Origin of the sequence: Streptomyces siamensis, from assembly GCF_039543605.1 — a bacterium.
GTDB lineage: Bacteria > Actinomycetota > Actinomycetes > Streptomycetales > Streptomycetaceae > Streptomyces > Streptomyces siamensis.
Genome location: NZ_BAABKB010000005.1, coordinates 303,670 through 318,773 on the forward strand (window position 1 = coordinate 303,670; position 15,104 = coordinate 318,773).

A 15,104-nucleotide genomic window follows, 5' to 3' on the forward strand; every position below is an offset into this window, starting at 1 on the left:
TCGCTGCCGGTCCGCGCCGCCGGACGCGCCCAGGAAGACCATAAAAAGAACGTATTTGCCGTTACCACTCTTTCCGTCACATATAGTGCGCCTGCGTGCACCGTGAGGTATGGGGCGCCCGCCCGCCGCCGACCGCGCACGAGTGCTGACACGTCTGACACCAGAAGGCTGGGAGAGATCGGTGAACGGAAGGCACATGTGGCGGTCTTCGACCACGCCGTCGGAGCGACGGCGCGAGGGGCCCGGCAACGGTCGGCGAAGGTACGGGGCAGGCGCCGCGACAGCCCTGTGCGTGGTCCTGTCCGGCGCCGGAATGGCTCCGGCTGCGACCGCCACGGCATCACCCCGTGCGGTCGACATCACTCGGACCTTCACCTTCACGGGTGCCCCCGAGAGCTTCACCCTCCCGGCGAACGCGGTGGCGACGATCACCGCTGACGGCGCCGGCGGCGGCAGTGCCGTCAGGGGAACCTGCCCCAATGGAGGGACGGGTGGCACCGGGGCGCGGGTGGTCACCACTCTCCCGGCCTCCGCCACCCCGACGGTCGTCACCGTCAATGTGGGTGGTTCCGGCGGCGCGGCCTGTACCGGTGCCGGCGGCGCCGGTGGCTACAACGGCGGAGGCGCCGGCGGAAACGGAACCACCACTCCCGTGTCCACCGGCTCCGGCGGGGGCGGGGCGTCGAGCGTGGCGACGGGCGGAAGCCTCCTCGTGGTGGCGGGTGGAGGAGGTGGCAGCGGCGGGCGCAATCTCCCCACTCAGGGAGGCAATGGCGGAACCCCCGACGGCACCGCCGGAGGTACGGGCGGGACTCTCGGCGGCTCGCCCGGGGGCGGTGGTGGCGGAGCCACCACCGGCACGGCGGGCACGGGAGGCGCGGGAGCCGTCGTCGGGTCCTGTACGGGCCGGCCCGGCGACACCGGAGGCGGATCCTCCGGTGCGACGGTCGGCGCAGGAGGCGCCGGCGGCAACTACTCCGGCTGCGGCACCGACATCGTCGTCAGTGGGGGCGGAGGCGGCGGAGGCGGCTACTTCGGCGGTGGCGGTGGCGGCGCTTCGGCCACCACCCTCGGTGCGGCCGGCGGAGGCAGCGGTGGCGGAGGCAGCAGTTTCGCCACCTCCACGGGATCCGGCACCACGTACACCACCTCGCCGATCGGAACCCCCAGCACCAACGGCCAGGTGACGATCAGCTACACGATCCAGGATCTGGCCTTCGTCACCACCAGCCCGCTGCCCGACGCCACCCAGAACGTCTCCTACTCCACCACCCTGCAGACCAGCGGCGGCACCGGATCCCCCGCCTTCGCGGTCACCGAAGGCTCCCTGCCTCCCGGGCTGAGCCTCGACCCGACGAGCGGAGTGATCTCCGGCACTCCGACGACGGCCGGCACGTACACGTTCACCGTGACGGCCACCGACCCCGCTTCCGACGTACCCACGGCCTCAAGGCAGTTCACGCTCACCGTCCGTCCGCCCGCCACCCTCACCTGCGCCAACGCGACGCCCACCATCGTCGGCACCGACCGGGCCGACCTCCTCGTCGGTACGCCCGGCAACGACGTCGTCTTCGGCCTCGGCGGCAACGACGTCATCGACGGTCGCGGCGGCAACGACATCCTGTGCGGTGGCGACGGCACCGACGCCGTCAGCGGCGGCGACGGCAACGACCGCGTCGAGGGCCAGGACGGCGCCGACATCCTCAAGGGCGGCAACGGCGACGACGCCCTCTTCGGCGGCAACGGCATCGACGCCCTCGACGGCGGCCCCGGCACCAACACCAACAGCGGCGGCGCCTCGCCCAACGTCTGCGTCCGCCCCCTCAACGGCCCCGGCTGCACCGTCTGACGACAGCCGGCACGGCATCAAGCCCCCTGCCCGCGGGAGAACCGCGGACAGGGGGCTTCTTCAGCGCCCTGCACGTCTAGGCCGCTGGGATGCCTTCTGGCGTGTCCCGTTCCCGGAGGCACGCCCGGCGCAGCTGCCGCTGCGAGAGTTCCCTGACGTCCGTACGGCCTGCTTCCGGGAGAATCTCGTGTTCCGTTCCTCAAGGATCGCCGCCGCTGCCACGTTCCTCGCCGTGCTCCTCACGACGAGTACGGGTGTGGGCGCGAGCCCTGCCGTGGCCGACGGCTCAGGGGACTCCGACGGAATCACCGCGCCGGCCTTCGTCGTCGTCACGGGGGACAACAACCACGTCGGTGTCTCGGGCCGGGACAGTCACGTCGGGGCCGGCCAGGTCTCAGGCACCGGACACACGGTCGGCAGCCCCCAGGCACCCCAGGACACCGTCAACTTCTTCGTCCGCAACGACAGTGACTACACCCTCCACCTCACGAGCATCACCGGAATCGCCGGTAGCGTCACAGGGCCGATCGACCTTCCTCCGCACAGTTCCCCGACCGCCTTCCAGCAGTTCCCGATGCCTTCCACGCTCGGTTCCAGCGGCGGTGCGGCGACGTACGACGTACGCCGGAACGGCACCAGCGTCGGGTCGCTGAAGGTCGCGATGGTCTCGGCCATCCTCGGGGCGGCCACGGAGATGGGCTGCAACCCGCAGAATCCCGTGGTCAACTGCCCGTCGCCGACGAACACGACGAGCGTCAACATCGTCAATAGCCCTTGAGCGAAGGTCCGTCGGTTCTCGTCCACGGAGAACGCCTGGTTCTCCCGGGCCACGAAAACGCCCCCGATCCGCACCATAAGTGCAGGTCGGGGGCATGATCACAAAACCTACTTCTTCTTGCCCTGGTTCTTGACCGCCTCGATGGCGGCCGCGGCGGCCTCCGGGTCGAGGTAGGTGCCGCCGGGCTTGACCGGCTTGAAGTCGGCGTCCAGCTCGTAGGCGAGGGGGATGCCGGTCGGGATGTTCAGGCCCGCGATGTCGGCGTCGGAGATGCCGTCGAGGTGCTTGACGAGGGCGCGCAGGCTGTTGCCGTGGGCGGCGACCAGGACCGTGCGGCCGGTGAGGAGGTCCGGGACGATGCCGTCGAACCAGTACGGAAGCATGCGGACGACGACGTCCTTCAGGCACTCCGTCTGCGGGCGCAGCTCCGGCGGGAGCGTCGCGTAGCGCGCGTCGTCGAACTGGGAGTACTCGGCGTCACGCGCGAGCGGCGGGGGCGGGGTGTCGTACGAGCGGCGCCAGAGCATGAACTGCTCCTCGCCGAACTCGGCGAGCGTCTGCGCCTTGTCCTTGCCCTGGAGGGCGCCGTAGTGCCGCTCGTTCAGGCGCCAGGAGCGGTGGACCGGGATCCAGTGGCGGTCGGCGGCCTCCAGCGCGAGCTGCGCCGTGCGGATCGCGCGCTTCTGGAGCGACGTGTGGACCACGTCGGGCAGCAGGCCGGCGTCCTTGAGCAGCTCACCGCCGCGGACTGCCTCCTTCTCGCCCTTCTCGTTGAGGTTGACGTCCACCCAACCGGTGAACAGGTTCTTCGCGTTCCATTCGCTCTCGCCGTGGCGGAGGAGGATCAGCTTGTACGGTGCGTCGGCCATGGCCCCGAGCGTAATCGAACCCGCTGATCGCTCGCGCCCTCGCCCGGCAGGCGGACAGCGCGGCCCGTCGTCGCCGGTCGGTTGACGGCATCTGTTAATCGAGTGGCCTTCCGGCTCCCTCTCTTCGTAAGTTGTGCTCACCGCTTGAGCCGCTTACTCGCCTGCCTGACCGGGGGGTCCCGCATGTCACTCGTCTCGCTGAGACGCGCCGCCCGAGAGACCGTCTCGGGGCTCCCCCGTGAGTTCTGGTGGCTGTGGACCAGCACCCTCGTGAACCGGCTCGGCGCCTTCGTCGCGACCTTCATGGCGCTGTACCTCACCCTGGACCGCGGGTACTCCGCCTCGTACGCGGGTCTGGTGGCGTCCCTGCACGGCCTGGGCGGTGTCGTCTCCTCGCTCGGCGGCGGTGTGATGACCGACCGCCTGGGCCGCCGGCCCACCCTGCTGATCTCCCAGCTGTCCACGGCCTTCGCGGTCGCACTGCTCGGCTTCGTGCACGACCCCGTGGCGATCGCCGCGGTCGCCTTCCTGGTGGGCATGGCCTCGAACGCCTCCCGGCCCGCCGTGCAGGCGATGATGGCCGACATCGTCCGCCCGGAGGACCGCGTGCGCGCGTTCTCCCTCAACTACTGGGCGATCAACCTGGGGTTCGCCGTCTCCTCCATGGCGGCCGGATTCATCGCCGAGTTCAGTTACCTCGCGGGCTTCCTGATCGAGGCCGGGATGACGCTGGTCTGCGCCGTCGTCGTGTTCGTGAAGCTGCCGGAGTCCCGGCCGGTGCTCACCGACAAGGCCACGGCTCAACCGGCGGTCGGTCTCGGGACCGTGCTGCGCGACGGACGGTTCATGAGCGTCGTCGGGCTGTCCTTCCTCGTCGCCCTCGTCTTCCAGCAGGGGTCCGTGGGGCTTCCGGTCGCGATGGGCGAGGCGGGCTTCACCCCGGCCGACTACGGCATGGCGGTCGCCGTCAACGGCGTCCTCATCGTCGCCCTCCAGATCCCGGTCACCCGTTTCATCGAGCACCGGGACCCGAAGCGGCTGCTCGTGGTCTCGTCGCTGCTCGCCGGGTACGGCTTCGGCCTCACCGCCTTCGCCGGCTCGGTCGGGGTCTTCGCCCTGACGGTGTGCGTGTGGACACTCGCGGAGATCGTCAACGCGCCCACCCAGACGGGGCTGGTCGTCCGCCTCTCCCCGGTGCACGGCCGTGGCCGCTACCAGGGCATGTACACCCTGTCCTGGTCCCTCGCCGCGCTCGTCGCTCCCCTGATGTCCGGTCTGGTCATCGACCGGTTCGGCGCGGAGTGGCTGTGGGGGCTGTGCGCCGTGGTCGGCACGGCGGCGGGGCTGGGGTACGCGATGCTGATGCGGAGCCTGCCCGCGGAGGAGCCCTCCTTCGCGGAGACGCCGGTCGCGTCCTCCGCCGCGCCGCCGGTCTCCCCGCCGACGGAGGTCGGAGCCGCCTGACGCCGGGGCACGGACGACGGGACGACGGGACGGAGAGACACACGGCACAGGGCACAGGGACACCGGTGCGATGCGGGGCGGGCGGGGACAATCGACAACCCCCGTGCGGCCGGCGCACCGGGGCTCTCCGACCGCCCCGGCGTTCCGCCGTAGATGTCCGGCCCGCCCGTGTTCAGTGGTGCATCCGCGCGCCCTTCATCACCTTGTCCACCCCGTTGCGCGGCCCGTACACGGCCATCCCCACGAGGTCCAGGTCCGCCGCCGGCACGGCCCGCACGGCCGCCCGGTTGTCCCGGTCGTTGCCGGTGGCGAACAGGTCGGAGGTGAAGACGGCCCGCGGCAGCTGCCGGGACAGCGCACGGCCGTGGGCGGCGGTCAGGGTCTCCTTGGACCCCTCGAAGACGAGGACGGGCTGCCGGAACATGGCCAGATAGGCGGTCCCGTCGGCGTCCTCGTACGGCTCGCCGATCACCTCGGGGACGGCGCTGCCGAGGCCGCTGACGAGGAACGCGGTCACATTGAGCCGCTGCCAGGGCTCCAGGTCGTCCCGCAACAGGACGGCGATCTTGGTGTCGAAGCGGATGGGTTCGATGTCCGGGCTGCCGGTGCCGCTGCTCATGCGTCGAGACTGCCGACCGCCCTACCGCGTCGTCTTGTACGTTCTTTGCATGGCCCCGCATCGGGAGATCACGGCGTGGCGTCCGGGAGTCCCGGGTGTCGTGGAGGTCTTCCACGCCCACTACACCGAGTACGCGTACCCGATGCACGTCCACGAGGCGTGGACGCTGCTGATCGTCGACGACGGGGCGGTGCGGTACGACCTCGACCGGCACGAACACGGCACCCCGCACGACACGGTCTCGCTGCTCCCGCCGTACGTCCCCCACAACGGTTCGCCGGTCACCGAGCACGGCTTCCGCAAGCGCGTCCTCTACCTCGACCTGAGCATGCTCGACGAGAGCTGGATCGGGCCCGCGATGGACGGGCCGGACCTCGTCGATCCGGTGCTGCGACGCCGTGTCGGGCAGATGCACACCACGCTCGCGCACCCGGGGGACGAACTGGAGGCGGAGAGCAGGCTGACGCTGGTCGCGGAGCGGCTGCGCGGCCGGCTGCGCCCCCGGGCGGCCGGCGCACCGGCGCGCCCCGACCGCCCGCTCGCCCGCCGGCTGCGCGAACTCCTCGACGAGCGGCTGGTCGCGGGCCTCACCCTCGACGAGGCGGCCGGGCTGGTGCACGCCCATCCCGCCCATCTGGTGCGGGCGTTCAGCGAGGCGTACGGCATCGCCCCGCACCAGTACCTGATGTCCCGTCGCGTCGACCGCGCCCGCCGTCTGCTGCTCGACGGCGGGGCGCCGGGCGACGTCGCCGCCGCGACCGGCTTCTACGACCAGTCCCATCTCGGCCGCCATTTCAAGCGGTTGGTGGGGGTGACTCCGGGCCGGTACGCGCGCACCGGCCTCGGCCGGCCGGTCGGGGGGCCGTTCTAGAGGTCGCGCTGGGCCTCGTACAGATTGCGCGGGCGCACCACGTCCGTGGTCCCGTACAGCTCCAGACGGGAGTGCAGGTCCCCGGTGAAGTCCGGTACGTCGATCTGGTCGAACTCGCTGACCTCGTCGACCCCTACGGTGGCGCTGCGGGGCGCGAGGCCGTCGATCTTGATGAGGCCGGCGCGGCCGTTGGTCACGCGGATGTTCCAGTGGGTGAAGCGCGCGCCGAACAGCGGTCCGGCGGAGGCGTCGCCGCCGTGGCGGCCGTTGTTGTTCACCGTGATGTCGGTGCGGACGTTCGCGAACGGCAGCCCGCGGTGGCTGTCGAAGGTGCCCATCTGCATGTCTCCGCGCGACCAGACGTTGTACGAGGACAGGCCTTCGACGTTGATGCCGTGGAGCTGGGTCCCCGCGGGGGCGGGTACCGTGCGCTGCTCGACGGTGAAGTCCTCGACGAGGTTGTCGTGCGAGCCTTCGCGGCAGAAGTACGGGTGGTGCGAGCCGCGGCCGGCGACCCTGGTGCGGCGCAGGGTGCAGGCGGAGGCGGCGACGAGGCCGAAGCCGTTGTCCACGTGGCGCACGACGACGTCGTCGGCCCAGCAGTCGTAGGCGCACTGGAAGACGACGCCGTTGTACCCCTTGTCGAGCAGGTGCGGGGACTGCGGGGTCTCGACGGCCTCCAGGGTGAGTCCCTCGACCCCCGAGCCGGTCAGTTCCGGCACGTGCGTGGTCAGGCGCGGATCCCATTCGGGCCGGACGTCGAGCGGGAGGGGGCGCTCCAGGGTGACTTTGCGGCCGCGGACGTGTGTGATGCGCACGGGCCACTCGTAGGGGACGTACGAGGTGAGTTTCGTCTTGTCGTCCCAGTAGTACGCCTCGGGGCCGGGGCCTCCGCCCGACATGTGCTCCAGGAGCGTGTGGCCGGCGTCGTCGGCGAGGCGGAGCAGCACGAGTCCGCCGGGCCGCAGCCGGGACGCGTCGGCGACCGTCACGGTCCAGGAGCCCTGGCGGGCGGGTTCGACCGTCGTGAGGGTCTCCCACTCGTCGCGCCTGTTGCCGGTCCAGCCCTCGAAGGGCCAGGCCTTCGCCCTGATCGCGGCGACGAGCGACTCCCAACGGGCGGTCGGGGCAAGCCAGATGAGGCCGCCCGCCCAGGACCAGGACGACTTGTCGCCGCCGTAGCGGGAGCCGTAGGCGCCGATCAGCTCGGTGAGGTTCCGGGTCGCGTACAGCTTCGTACGGTCGCTGCCGGCACCGCGCAGGACGACGTTCGAGTGCCCGAGGCGAATCAGGTCGTCGATGCGGAAGGTGCCGGGCGGGATGAGAACCGTGCCACCGCCGGCCCTCCCGGCAGCGGCGATGGCACGGTTGATCGCGGGGGCGCAGTCGGTGCTGCCGTCGTCCGTCACGTCGCCGTGGTCGCGGATGTCGGCGACGACGGGGCGACGGGGGAAGCGCGCCGCCCCGCCGCCGCGGCCGGACCGGCCGACGTACGGGATCTGCGGGTGGGTGAACGGCGTGCGGGTGAACTCGTGCCAGAGGGCGGGGACTTGGCCCTGTCCCGCGGCGGGGGCGTGGCCCTGGCGTGCGGGGGACGCGGCGGCCGTACCCGCCGCGCCGGTCACGGCGACGGCGGCCACGGCGGTGGCGCCGGCGAGCAGGCGCCGTCTGGTGACGGTGCCGCGCCCGCTGTTCCCCTCGCCGCGGTCGAGCGCTGCGTTCCCGCCGTTCTGGCCGTTCTGGCCGTTCTCGCCGTCCCCGTTGTTCCCGAAGCTCCCGTTGCTCATACCCGTCCGCCCTCCATTGTTTCCATGGATGTGAACGACGTTCAGATCTGCGTCGGCGGCGAGCATGCCACGAGGACTCCGGGCGGGGAAGAGGGTGTGCGACCCCTAATTGCCGAGCGGGGTCGGTCAGTTGGCGGGACGCTGGGTCAGATGACTGAACGCGTCCAGATTGCGGGTCGACTCGCCGCGGGACACCCGCCAGGCGTACTCCCTGCGGATCGCTGACGCGAAACCGAGCTCCAGAAGGGTGTTGAAGGCACCGTCGGCGGCCTCCAGGACGGAGCCGAGCAGCCGGTCGACCTCCTGCGGGGTGACCGCGGCCAGCGGCAGCTTGCCGACCAGGTAGACGTCCCCGAGCGGGTCGACCGCGTAACCGACCCCGTAGAGCTTCAGGTTGCGCTCCAGCAGCCAGCGGTGGACCGCTTCCGCGTTCTCGTCGGGGTGGCGGATCACGAACGCGTTCAGCGACAGCGAGTGCTTGCCGACGATCAGCGAGACGGTCGTGGACAGCTTCCGGGTGCCGGGGAGCTTGACCACGTACGTGCCGGGCTCGGGGCTCTCCCACTCGAGCTCGGCGTCCTTGAAGACCCCCTCGATGACCTGTGCCGCCTGCTGTACGTCCGCCATGCAGGGAGCGTACGTCAGAGCGGGCACGGCCCGGAGGCCGGTGCGACCGCGGCGGCCGGCGCCGCCGCGGGCCGGTGCCGGCCGGGGCGGGCACGCACCCCGACCCCCGCGGACGAGTGTCGGCGGTGACGGGCACGCACCCGCCACCGCCGCGGCCAGGTGTCAGCCGGTGCGCGCACGCACCCGGCGCCGGTGGGCCTGCGCCGCGGCCGTGTACACGTCCGCCGTGGCACCGGCGGCGGCGTCCCAGCCGAAGCATTCCGCGTGACGTGCGGCGGCGGCGCCCATCCGGTCCGTGAGCTCCCGGTCGTCCGCGAAACGGCGCAGCAGGCGTGCGTAGGCGGCGGGTTCATGGCCCTGCACGAGGAAGCCGGTCTTCTGGTCGCACACGGCGACGGGCAGTCCGCCGACCGACGCCGCGAGCACCGGCGTACCGGCCGCCTGCGCCTCGATGGCGACCAGGCCGAAGGACTCGCTGTACGAGGGCATGACCAGCACCGACGCCGCCCGGAACCAGTCCGCCAGCTGCTCCTGGCCGACGGGCGGCCGGAAGCGCACGACGTCGGCGATGCCCAGCCGCGCGGCGAGCTTCTGCAGCCCCTCGGGCTTGGCGAGACCGCTGCCGCTGGGGCCGCCGACCACGGGGACGACGATCCTGCCGCGCAGTTCCGGACGCTCGTCGAGCAGGACGGCGACGGCGCGCAGCAGCACGTCGGGGGCCTTCAGGGGCTGTATGCGGCCCGCGAAGAGGGGGATCAGCGCGTCCTGCGGGAGCCCGAGGCGGGCCCGGGCGGCGGCGCGGCCGTCGGCGGGACGGAAGCGGTCGAGGTTGACGCCGGGGTGGACGACGGCGACCTTTCCGGGTTCGGCGTCGTAGTGGCGGACGAGTTCGTCCGCCTCCTCCGCGGTGTTCGCGATGAGGCGGTCGGCGGCGCGCACGATCTGGGTCTCGCCGATGACACGGGCGGCCGGCTCGGGGGTGTCGCCCTCGGCCAGCGCGGCGTTCTTGACCTTCGCCATGGTGTGCATCGCGTGCACCAGGGGCGCGCCCCAGCGCTCGGCGGCGAGCCAGCCGACGTGGCCGGAGAGCCAGTAGTGCGAGTGGACCAGGTCGTAGTAGCCGGGGCGGTGACCGGCCCAGGCCTGCATCACGCCGTGCGTGAAGGCGCACAGCTGGGCGGGCAGGTCTTCCTTGGCGAGGCCTTCGTAGGGGCCCGCGTCGACGTGCCGGACGAGGACGCCGGGGGCCAGCTCGACGGCCGGCGGCAGGGCGCCGGTGGTGGCGCGCGTGAAGATCTCGACCTCGATGTTGATCGCGGCGAGGCGCTGCGCGAGCTCCACGATGTACACGTTCATGCCGCCGGCGTCGCCCGTGCCGGGCTGGTGCAGCGGCGAGGTGTGCACGGAGAGCATCGCGACGCGACGGGGCCTGCGGTGCAGCCTGAGCCGTGCGGACGCCGTCGGGGAGCGACGCCCGAGCCTGCCGACGTACTGGCTCACGTGGCGTTCCTCCTTGCTGCGGGCATGCCGGTCGGAGGACGCGGCACGCCCTCCGAAGAGGGGGAACGCCGGAGCGGCCTGCTCCATTTCCTCTTTGCCGAATCATTACCCCAGCTCGCTCAACCGTTCGATAGCTGGATGCGTACACCGCCGCGCCCCGGGGGCGTACGCGCTCCGAGGCGGTCCTCCGGGGCGGGCACCCTCCGGGGGCGCCCAGGGGCGGTGGGCCGGGATGTTTTCCACAGGTGTGGGCAAGGGGCCGGGAGGTTGTCCACAGGCGTGACCGGCCCCCGCCGGACGCGCCTACTCTCGTACGCATGACAACCCGCGCCGCGTCCCGCCCCGTGGGTACGGTGACGCGCGGGACGACCAACCCCAACCGCCTGCGTCGCATGGACCGCTGGATCGCGGCCGTCCACGGCGCCGAACTGCGCAGGTCCACCGACCCGGTGGCCGTCGACCTCGGGTACGGCGCGGCGCCCTGGACGGCGGTCGAGCTCCTGGCCCGTCTGCGCACCACGGCACCGCGCACCCGCGTGGTGGGCGTGGAGATCGAACCGGCCCGCGTCGCGGCAGCCCGTCCGTACGAGCGCGAGGGCCTCACCTTCCGGCACGGCGGCTTCGAGGTGCCCGTGCCCGGCAGCCCGACCCTCATCCGCGCCGCCAACGTGCTGCGCCAGTACGACGAGGAGCAGGTCGCCGAGGTCTGGCGGCGCCTGTGCGCCCGCCTCGCGCCGGCCGGACCCGCCGGCCGGGGCGGGCTGCTCGTCGAGGGCACCTGCGACGAGATCGGCCGCCGGCACGTCTGGGTCGCCCTCGGCCCGGAGGGCCCCCGCACCGTCACCTTCGCCACCCGGCTCGGCTCCCTGGACCGACCGTCCGACCTGGCCGAGCGCCTGCCGAAGGCCCTCATCCACCGCAATGTCCCGGGCGAGCCCGTCCACGCCTTCCTGCGCGACTTCGACCGCGCCTGGGCGGCCGCCGCGCCCTACGCCTCGTACGGCGCGCGACAGCGCTGGATACGCACGGTCCGCGACCTGAAGGCCGACTGGCCGGTGACCGACGGCGTGACGCGCTGGCGGCAGGGCGAAGTGACGGTGCGCTGGGAGGCGTTGGCGCCGGGCACGGCCCAGGAGTCCTGCTCCGCCCGGTTCTGACACCGGGACAACTCGGCTCCGGAGCTCTGCCCGACGGCCGCCAGGGGGCCATGACCTGCCGCGCTCCGGCACCACGGCGCGAGCGGAACGAATTCGGTGACTGATTCGTCACACCGGCGGGGAGATCGTCTTGCGGAAGCGGGTGCGGGGGAAGGGAGTTCTTGCCCGCCTCTGTCGCATTGCGCTCCGACATGGCACGATCCCCGATGCATCCGTAAGTTACTGACGGTAAATCAGCTTGGGGGCGGGTACATGGGATCCGGCAAGCGGAGCCTGACCACGGCAGCCATGGCCCTGGCCTGCGCATGTGCCTGCGCGGTGCTGGCAACACCGGGCGTGGCGTACGCGAGTCCGACACCGACACCGACCCGGACACCCACCGCGACCCCGACGCCGGCGGCCGACAAGGACCTCGAAGCGGTCCGCGCGAAGCTGGACAAGCTCTACCACGACGCGGCACTCGCCACGGATGCCTACAACGCGGCCGAGGAGAAGGCGAAGAAGCAGTCCGCCGAACTCGTCGACCTGGCCCGCGAGATCGTCAAGGGCCAGGCCAAACTGGACAAACTGAAGGACCGGGCGGGCGCCGCGGCGCGGGCGCAGTACCGCGGCGGAGGGCTGCCCCCCGAGGCACGGCTGTGGCTGAGCGACGACCCGCAGGAGTTCCTGGACGGCGCGGGACGCGTGCGGCAGGGCCAGCACGCGACCAAGGGGCTGCTCGGCGAGCTGACGCGCACCCAGCAGGACTTGGAGCAGTACGCGAAGGACGCCTCCGCGCAGTGGCAGAAGCTGGAGGCCAACCGCAAGGCCAAGGCCGCGGCCAAGAAGAAGATCAAGCAGCGCATCTCCGACGCCGAGAAGCTGGAGTCCCAGCTGGAGAAGGAGGAGAAGGAGCGGCTGGCGAAGCTGGAGGAGGAGGCCGCCTACCAGGCGCAGACGGCCTGGCTGAGCTCCGGCGTCCTCGCCGAGATCAACAGCGAGGCGTCCGCGCAGGGCAAGAAGGCCGTGAAGTACGCGACCGGCCAGATCGGCAAGCCCTACGAGTGGGGCGCCGAGGGCCCGAAGTCCTACGACTGCTCGGGCCTCACCTCCCAGGCCTGGGCGTCCGCCGGCCACCCCATCCCGCGCACCTCGCAGGAGCAGTGGAAGCAGCTCCACCGCGTCGACATCAAGGACATGCGCCCCGGCGACCTGATCATCTACTTCGACGACGCGAGCCACGTCGGGATGTACATAGGAGACGGCGCGATCGTGCACGCCCCCCGGCCCGGCCGGACGGTGACGATCACCGGAGCCGGTTCGATGCCGATCCTCGGGGTCGTCCGGCCCGACGCGTGACCCCCACACCCCGCCCCGGGGAGCCACGTGACGCGGACCGCACCCCGAAAGCCCCGCCCCGGACCCCACCCCGGGGAGCCGCGTGACCTGTCGCACGTGACCCACCACACGGTTGCCCTCGGGAGTCAACCCGGAGGACGTGACCTTCGTCATCCCCGGTGAGGCCGCGTCCTGTCCAAATGCGTTACGGGATGCGGCATATGACGCTGGCTGTTTGCCGGACGCCGTGCCATACGCCATTCCGCTGCGGCACCGGCTGACGCTATGGTCCCCGTCGGTGGGTCGAGGTCCCTTGCCCCACCACGCCCTCGGGGGGAGGGAAGGAACCCACACGATGCCCGTACCCGTACCGCGGCAGAGAGCGATCCCGGCCGTGGAGAGTGGTCAGGCTCAAGCCGTGTTCTCACCCGGCGGCCCATCCGGACATGCGACCGGAGGCCCCTCCGGGTCAGTCCCGGCGCCTCGCGCCACCGCTCCGGTCGACAGCACCACCAATCTGACCCTGCTGGTCATCGAGGACGATCCGGCCGGTTCCCTCAGCGTGCCCGAAATGCTCGACGCGGCCGGCAAGCCGATCCGCGTCCGTACCGCCCGCAACCTCACCGAGGCCGAGCGGCTGCTCACCGACGACGTCCACTGCATCCTGCTCGACCTCGCGCTGCCCGCGCCGGGCCGGGCGGCGGAGGGCGACGACGAGCTGACCGTGCTCAAGCACGTCCTTCAGCTCGCCCCCCGGCATGCCGTCCTCGCGCTCACCGCGTCCGGCGACGCCGAGCGCGGCGCCGAGGCGGTGCGGGTGGGCGCTCAGGACTACCTCCTGCGCGAGGAACTCGACGGGCGGCTGCTGAGCCGCGCCATCCGGTACGCGGTGGAGCGCAAGCGTTCCGACCGGGCCGAGCGCCGGCTCACCGAGTCGAAGCTCCGCGCCCAGGAGAACGCGCGCCTGGAGCGCGGCCTGCTGCCGACCCCGCTGCTGGAGGGCTCCCCGCTGCGTTTCGCCGCGCGCTACCGTCCGGGCCGCTCCCGCGCCCTGCTCGGCGGCGACTTCTACGACACCGTGCGCACCGCCGACGGCACCGTGCACGCGATGATCGGCGACGTCTGCGGGCACGGGCCCGACGAGGCGGCGCTCGGCGTGGAGCTGCGCATCGCCTGGCGTGCCCTGACCTTCGCGGGCCTGTGCGGCGACGAACTCCTCTCGACGCTCCAGCAGGTCCTGGAGCACGAGCGCGAGAGCGACGAGATCTTCGCGACGCTCTGCACCGTGGACATCGCTCCGGACGGCCGCCGCGCCGGGCTCTGCCTGGCCGGTCACCCGTCCCCGCTGATCTCCCGCCCCGGCCGCCAGGCCGAGCTGCTGCCCTACGACAACAACGGCCCCGCGCTCGGTCTGGTGCCGCACGCGCGCTGGCCGCGCATGCAGGTGGAGCTGGGCGCCGCGTGGAGCCTGATGCTGTACACCGACGGCCTGATCGAGGGCCACATAGGTGAGGGCAAGGACCGGCTCGGCCAGGACGGCATGGTGGACATGGTCCGCCGTCAGCTGGCCCAGGGGCTCCAGGGAGAGGAACTGCTGCGCGCCGCGGTGAGCGAGGTGCGCGAACTCAACGGCGGTGAGCTGACGGACGACGTGGCGGTGCTGCTGCTGGACAGGACGCCCTGAGGCCCGCCTGTCGGATCGTGCCCGGGCCACGGGGTCCGCGGCACGCACACCTGTGCCGTGCGGGGGCGGTGGGACACGGCTGCGGCGGGGCGGTGGGACACGGCTGCGGCGGGGCGGTGGGACACGGCTGCGGCCGGGTCACCGGCCGACGTTCATCCGGTCGGCCGGGTCACCGGGCGCCGCTGTCCGGTCCGCCGGGTCACCGGCCGCCGTTGTACGGGCCGTAGGGGCCGTCGCTGCTGCTTCCGCCGCGGCGGCCGCCGCCGGAGACCTGGCGGAGGGCGGGGCGGACGTCCACGAAGAAGACGATGGTGGCGATCAGACCCGCGATCTGCAGGAACAGCATCGGCACCAGAAGGTTCACGGCGACCGTGACGCCGAGGATGATCAGCCAGAACATCTTGTTCTGCTTGTCGGCGGCGCGGTACGCGTCCTCGCGGGCGACCGCGGCCATCACCAGCGCCACCACGGCGAGCACCAGCATGGCAGTGAAGATCAGCCACATGAAGCCGCCGAATGCCGTCATCAGCACTATGCCCACCGCCCGGGTCGAGTCGTCTCTACGGCCACCGTACCCGGAGA

At 72.1% G+C, this 15,104-nt stretch carries 13 protein-coding genes; 7 read left to right on the top strand and 6 right to left on the bottom strand.

Features of this window, described 5'->3' with window-relative positions:
* Window positions 1–313: 313 nt before the first annotated feature.
* Together ABEB03_RS13130 and ABEB03_RS13135 are read left to right on the top strand one after the other, a co-directional pair.
* A complete protein-coding gene (locus ABEB03_RS13130; RefSeq protein WP_345646726.1) occupies window positions 314–1,849 on the top strand; it encodes a calcium-binding protein in 1,536 nt (511 codons plus the stop codon).
* Between the two features lie 187 nt (window positions 1,850–2,036).
* A complete protein-coding gene (locus tag ABEB03_RS13135; RefSeq protein ID WP_345646728.1) occupies window positions 2,037–2,627 on the top strand; it encodes a hypothetical protein in 591 nt (196 codons plus the stop codon).
* Between the two features lie 107 nt (window positions 2,628–2,734).
* Here the strand turns inward: ABEB03_RS13135 and ABEB03_RS13140 are convergent, their stop codons facing one another.
* Complete coding sequence (locus ABEB03_RS13140) at window positions 2,735–3,496, bottom strand: phosphoglyceromutase (RefSeq protein WP_345646731.1); 762 nt, start codon at window positions 3,494–3,496, stop codon at window positions 2,735–2,737.
* A 183-nt stretch (window positions 3,497–3,679) separates the two neighbouring features.
* Between ABEB03_RS13140 and ABEB03_RS13145 the strand changes: the two genes are divergently transcribed.
* The gene (locus tag ABEB03_RS13145; RefSeq protein WP_345646734.1) at window positions 3,680–4,960 is read left to right on the top strand and encodes an MDR family MFS transporter; all 1,281 of its coding nucleotides are present in this window, start codon (window positions 3,680–3,682) and stop codon (window positions 4,958–4,960) included.
* Between the two features lie 172 nt (window positions 4,961–5,132).
* Here the strand turns inward: ABEB03_RS13145 and ABEB03_RS13150 are convergent, their stop codons facing one another.
* Window positions 5,133–5,579 carry a DUF2000 domain-containing protein gene (locus ABEB03_RS13150; RefSeq protein WP_345646736.1) on the bottom strand — a complete coding sequence of 149 codons (447 nt, stop codon included), beginning with the start codon at window positions 5,577–5,579 and terminating at the stop codon, window positions 5,133–5,135.
* A gap of 49 nt (window positions 5,580–5,628) precedes the next feature.
* Here ABEB03_RS13150 and ABEB03_RS13155 point away from each other — a divergent pair, with 49 nt between their 5' ends.
* On the top strand, window positions 5,629–6,450 hold the full coding sequence (locus tag ABEB03_RS13155; RefSeq protein WP_345646738.1) for a helix-turn-helix transcriptional regulator: 822 nt from the start codon (window positions 5,629–5,631) through the stop codon (window positions 6,448–6,450).
* Here ABEB03_RS13155 and ABEB03_RS13160 read toward each other — a convergent pair.
* From ABEB03_RS13160 to mshA, 3 genes are all read right to left on the bottom strand, one after another.
* Window positions 6,447–8,237 carry a glycosyl hydrolase family 28-related protein gene (locus ABEB03_RS13160; protein WP_345646741.1) on the bottom strand — a complete coding sequence of 597 codons (1,791 nt, stop codon included), beginning with the start codon at window positions 8,235–8,237 and terminating at the stop codon, window positions 6,447–6,449. The two genes, ABEB03_RS13155 and ABEB03_RS13160, sit on opposite strands and share 4 nt — an antisense overlap.
* Before the next feature lie 126 nt (window positions 8,238–8,363).
* A complete protein-coding gene (locus ABEB03_RS13165; protein WP_345646744.1) occupies window positions 8,364–8,864 on the bottom strand; it encodes a type III secretion system chaperone family protein in 501 nt (166 codons plus the stop codon).
* A 162-nt stretch (window positions 8,865–9,026) separates the two neighbouring features.
* Window positions 9,027–10,364 carry a D-inositol-3-phosphate glycosyltransferase gene (gene mshA, locus ABEB03_RS13170; protein ID WP_345646747.1) on the bottom strand — a complete coding sequence of 446 codons (1,338 nt, stop codon included), beginning with the start codon at window positions 10,362–10,364 and terminating at the stop codon, window positions 9,027–9,029.
* A 317-nt stretch (window positions 10,365–10,681) separates the two neighbouring features.
* On the opposite strand from mshA, the gene ABEB03_RS13175 reads away from it, so the two are divergent.
* From ABEB03_RS13175 to ABEB03_RS13185, 3 genes are all read left to right on the top strand, one after another.
* Window positions 10,682–11,521, top strand: coding sequence for a class I SAM-dependent methyltransferase (locus tag ABEB03_RS13175; protein WP_345646750.1), 840 nt, complete (start codon window positions 10,682–10,684; stop codon window positions 11,519–11,521).
* 252 nt (window positions 11,522–11,773) lie between these two features.
* Window positions 11,774–12,859: a C40 family peptidase gene (locus tag ABEB03_RS13180; protein ID WP_345646753.1), complete on the top strand. Its 1,086-nt coding sequence runs from the start codon at window positions 11,774–11,776 to the stop codon at window positions 12,857–12,859.
* A 334-nt stretch (window positions 12,860–13,193) separates the two neighbouring features.
* Entirely contained in the window at window positions 13,194–14,522 is a 1,329-nt protein-coding gene (locus tag ABEB03_RS13185) for a PP2C family protein-serine/threonine phosphatase (RefSeq protein WP_345646756.1), read from the top strand.
* Between the two features lie 199 nt (window positions 14,523–14,721).
* Here ABEB03_RS13185 and ABEB03_RS13190 read toward each other — a convergent pair whose 3' ends face one another.
* Complete coding sequence (locus ABEB03_RS13190; protein ID WP_373557557.1) at window positions 14,722–15,048, bottom strand: DUF2516 family protein; 327 nt, start codon at window positions 15,046–15,048, stop codon at window positions 14,722–14,724.
* Window positions 15,049–15,104 lie beyond the last annotated feature (56 nt).

What these genes read in the sequence shown, in the direction of transcription:
- ABEB03_RS13145 (WP_345646734.1), top strand. Translation starts at nt 3,680, where the DNA reads ATGTCACTCGTCTCGCTGAGACGCGCCGCCCGAGAGACCGTCTCGGGG.
- ABEB03_RS13155 (WP_345646738.1), top strand. Translation starts at nt 5,629, where the DNA reads ATGGCCCCGCATCGGGAGATCACGGCGTGGCGTCCGGGAGTCCCGGGT.
- ABEB03_RS13175 (WP_345646750.1), top strand. Translation starts at nt 10,682, where the DNA reads ATGACAACCCGCGCCGCGTCCCGCCCCGTGGGTACGGTGACGCGCGGG.
- ABEB03_RS13165 (WP_345646744.1), bottom strand. Translation starts at nt 8,864, where the DNA reads ATGGCGGACGTACAGCAGGCGGCACAGGTCATCGAGGGGGTCTTCAAG.
- ABEB03_RS13140 (WP_345646731.1), bottom strand. Translation starts at nt 3,496, where the DNA reads ATGGCCGACGCACCGTACAAGCTGATCCTCCTCCGCCACGGCGAGAGC.
- ABEB03_RS13130 (WP_345646726.1), top strand. Translation starts at nt 314, where the DNA reads ATGGCTCCGGCTGCGACCGCCACGGCATCACCCCGTGCGGTCGACATC.
- ABEB03_RS13180 (WP_345646753.1), top strand. Translation starts at nt 11,774, where the DNA reads ATGGGATCCGGCAAGCGGAGCCTGACCACGGCAGCCATGGCCCTGGCC.
- ABEB03_RS13150 (WP_345646736.1), bottom strand. Translation starts at nt 5,579, where the DNA reads ATGAGCAGCGGCACCGGCAGCCCGGACATCGAACCCATCCGCTTCGAC.
- ABEB03_RS13160 (WP_345646741.1), bottom strand. Translation starts at nt 8,237, where the DNA reads ATGAGCAACGGGAGCTTCGGGAACAACGGGGACGGCGAGAACGGCCAG.
- ABEB03_RS13190 (WP_373557557.1), bottom strand. Translation starts at nt 15,048, where the DNA reads ATGACGGCATTCGGCGGCTTCATGTGGCTGATCTTCACTGCCATGCTG.
- ABEB03_RS13185 (WP_345646756.1), top strand. Translation starts at nt 13,194, where the DNA reads ATGCCCGTACCCGTACCGCGGCAGAGAGCGATCCCGGCCGTGGAGAGT.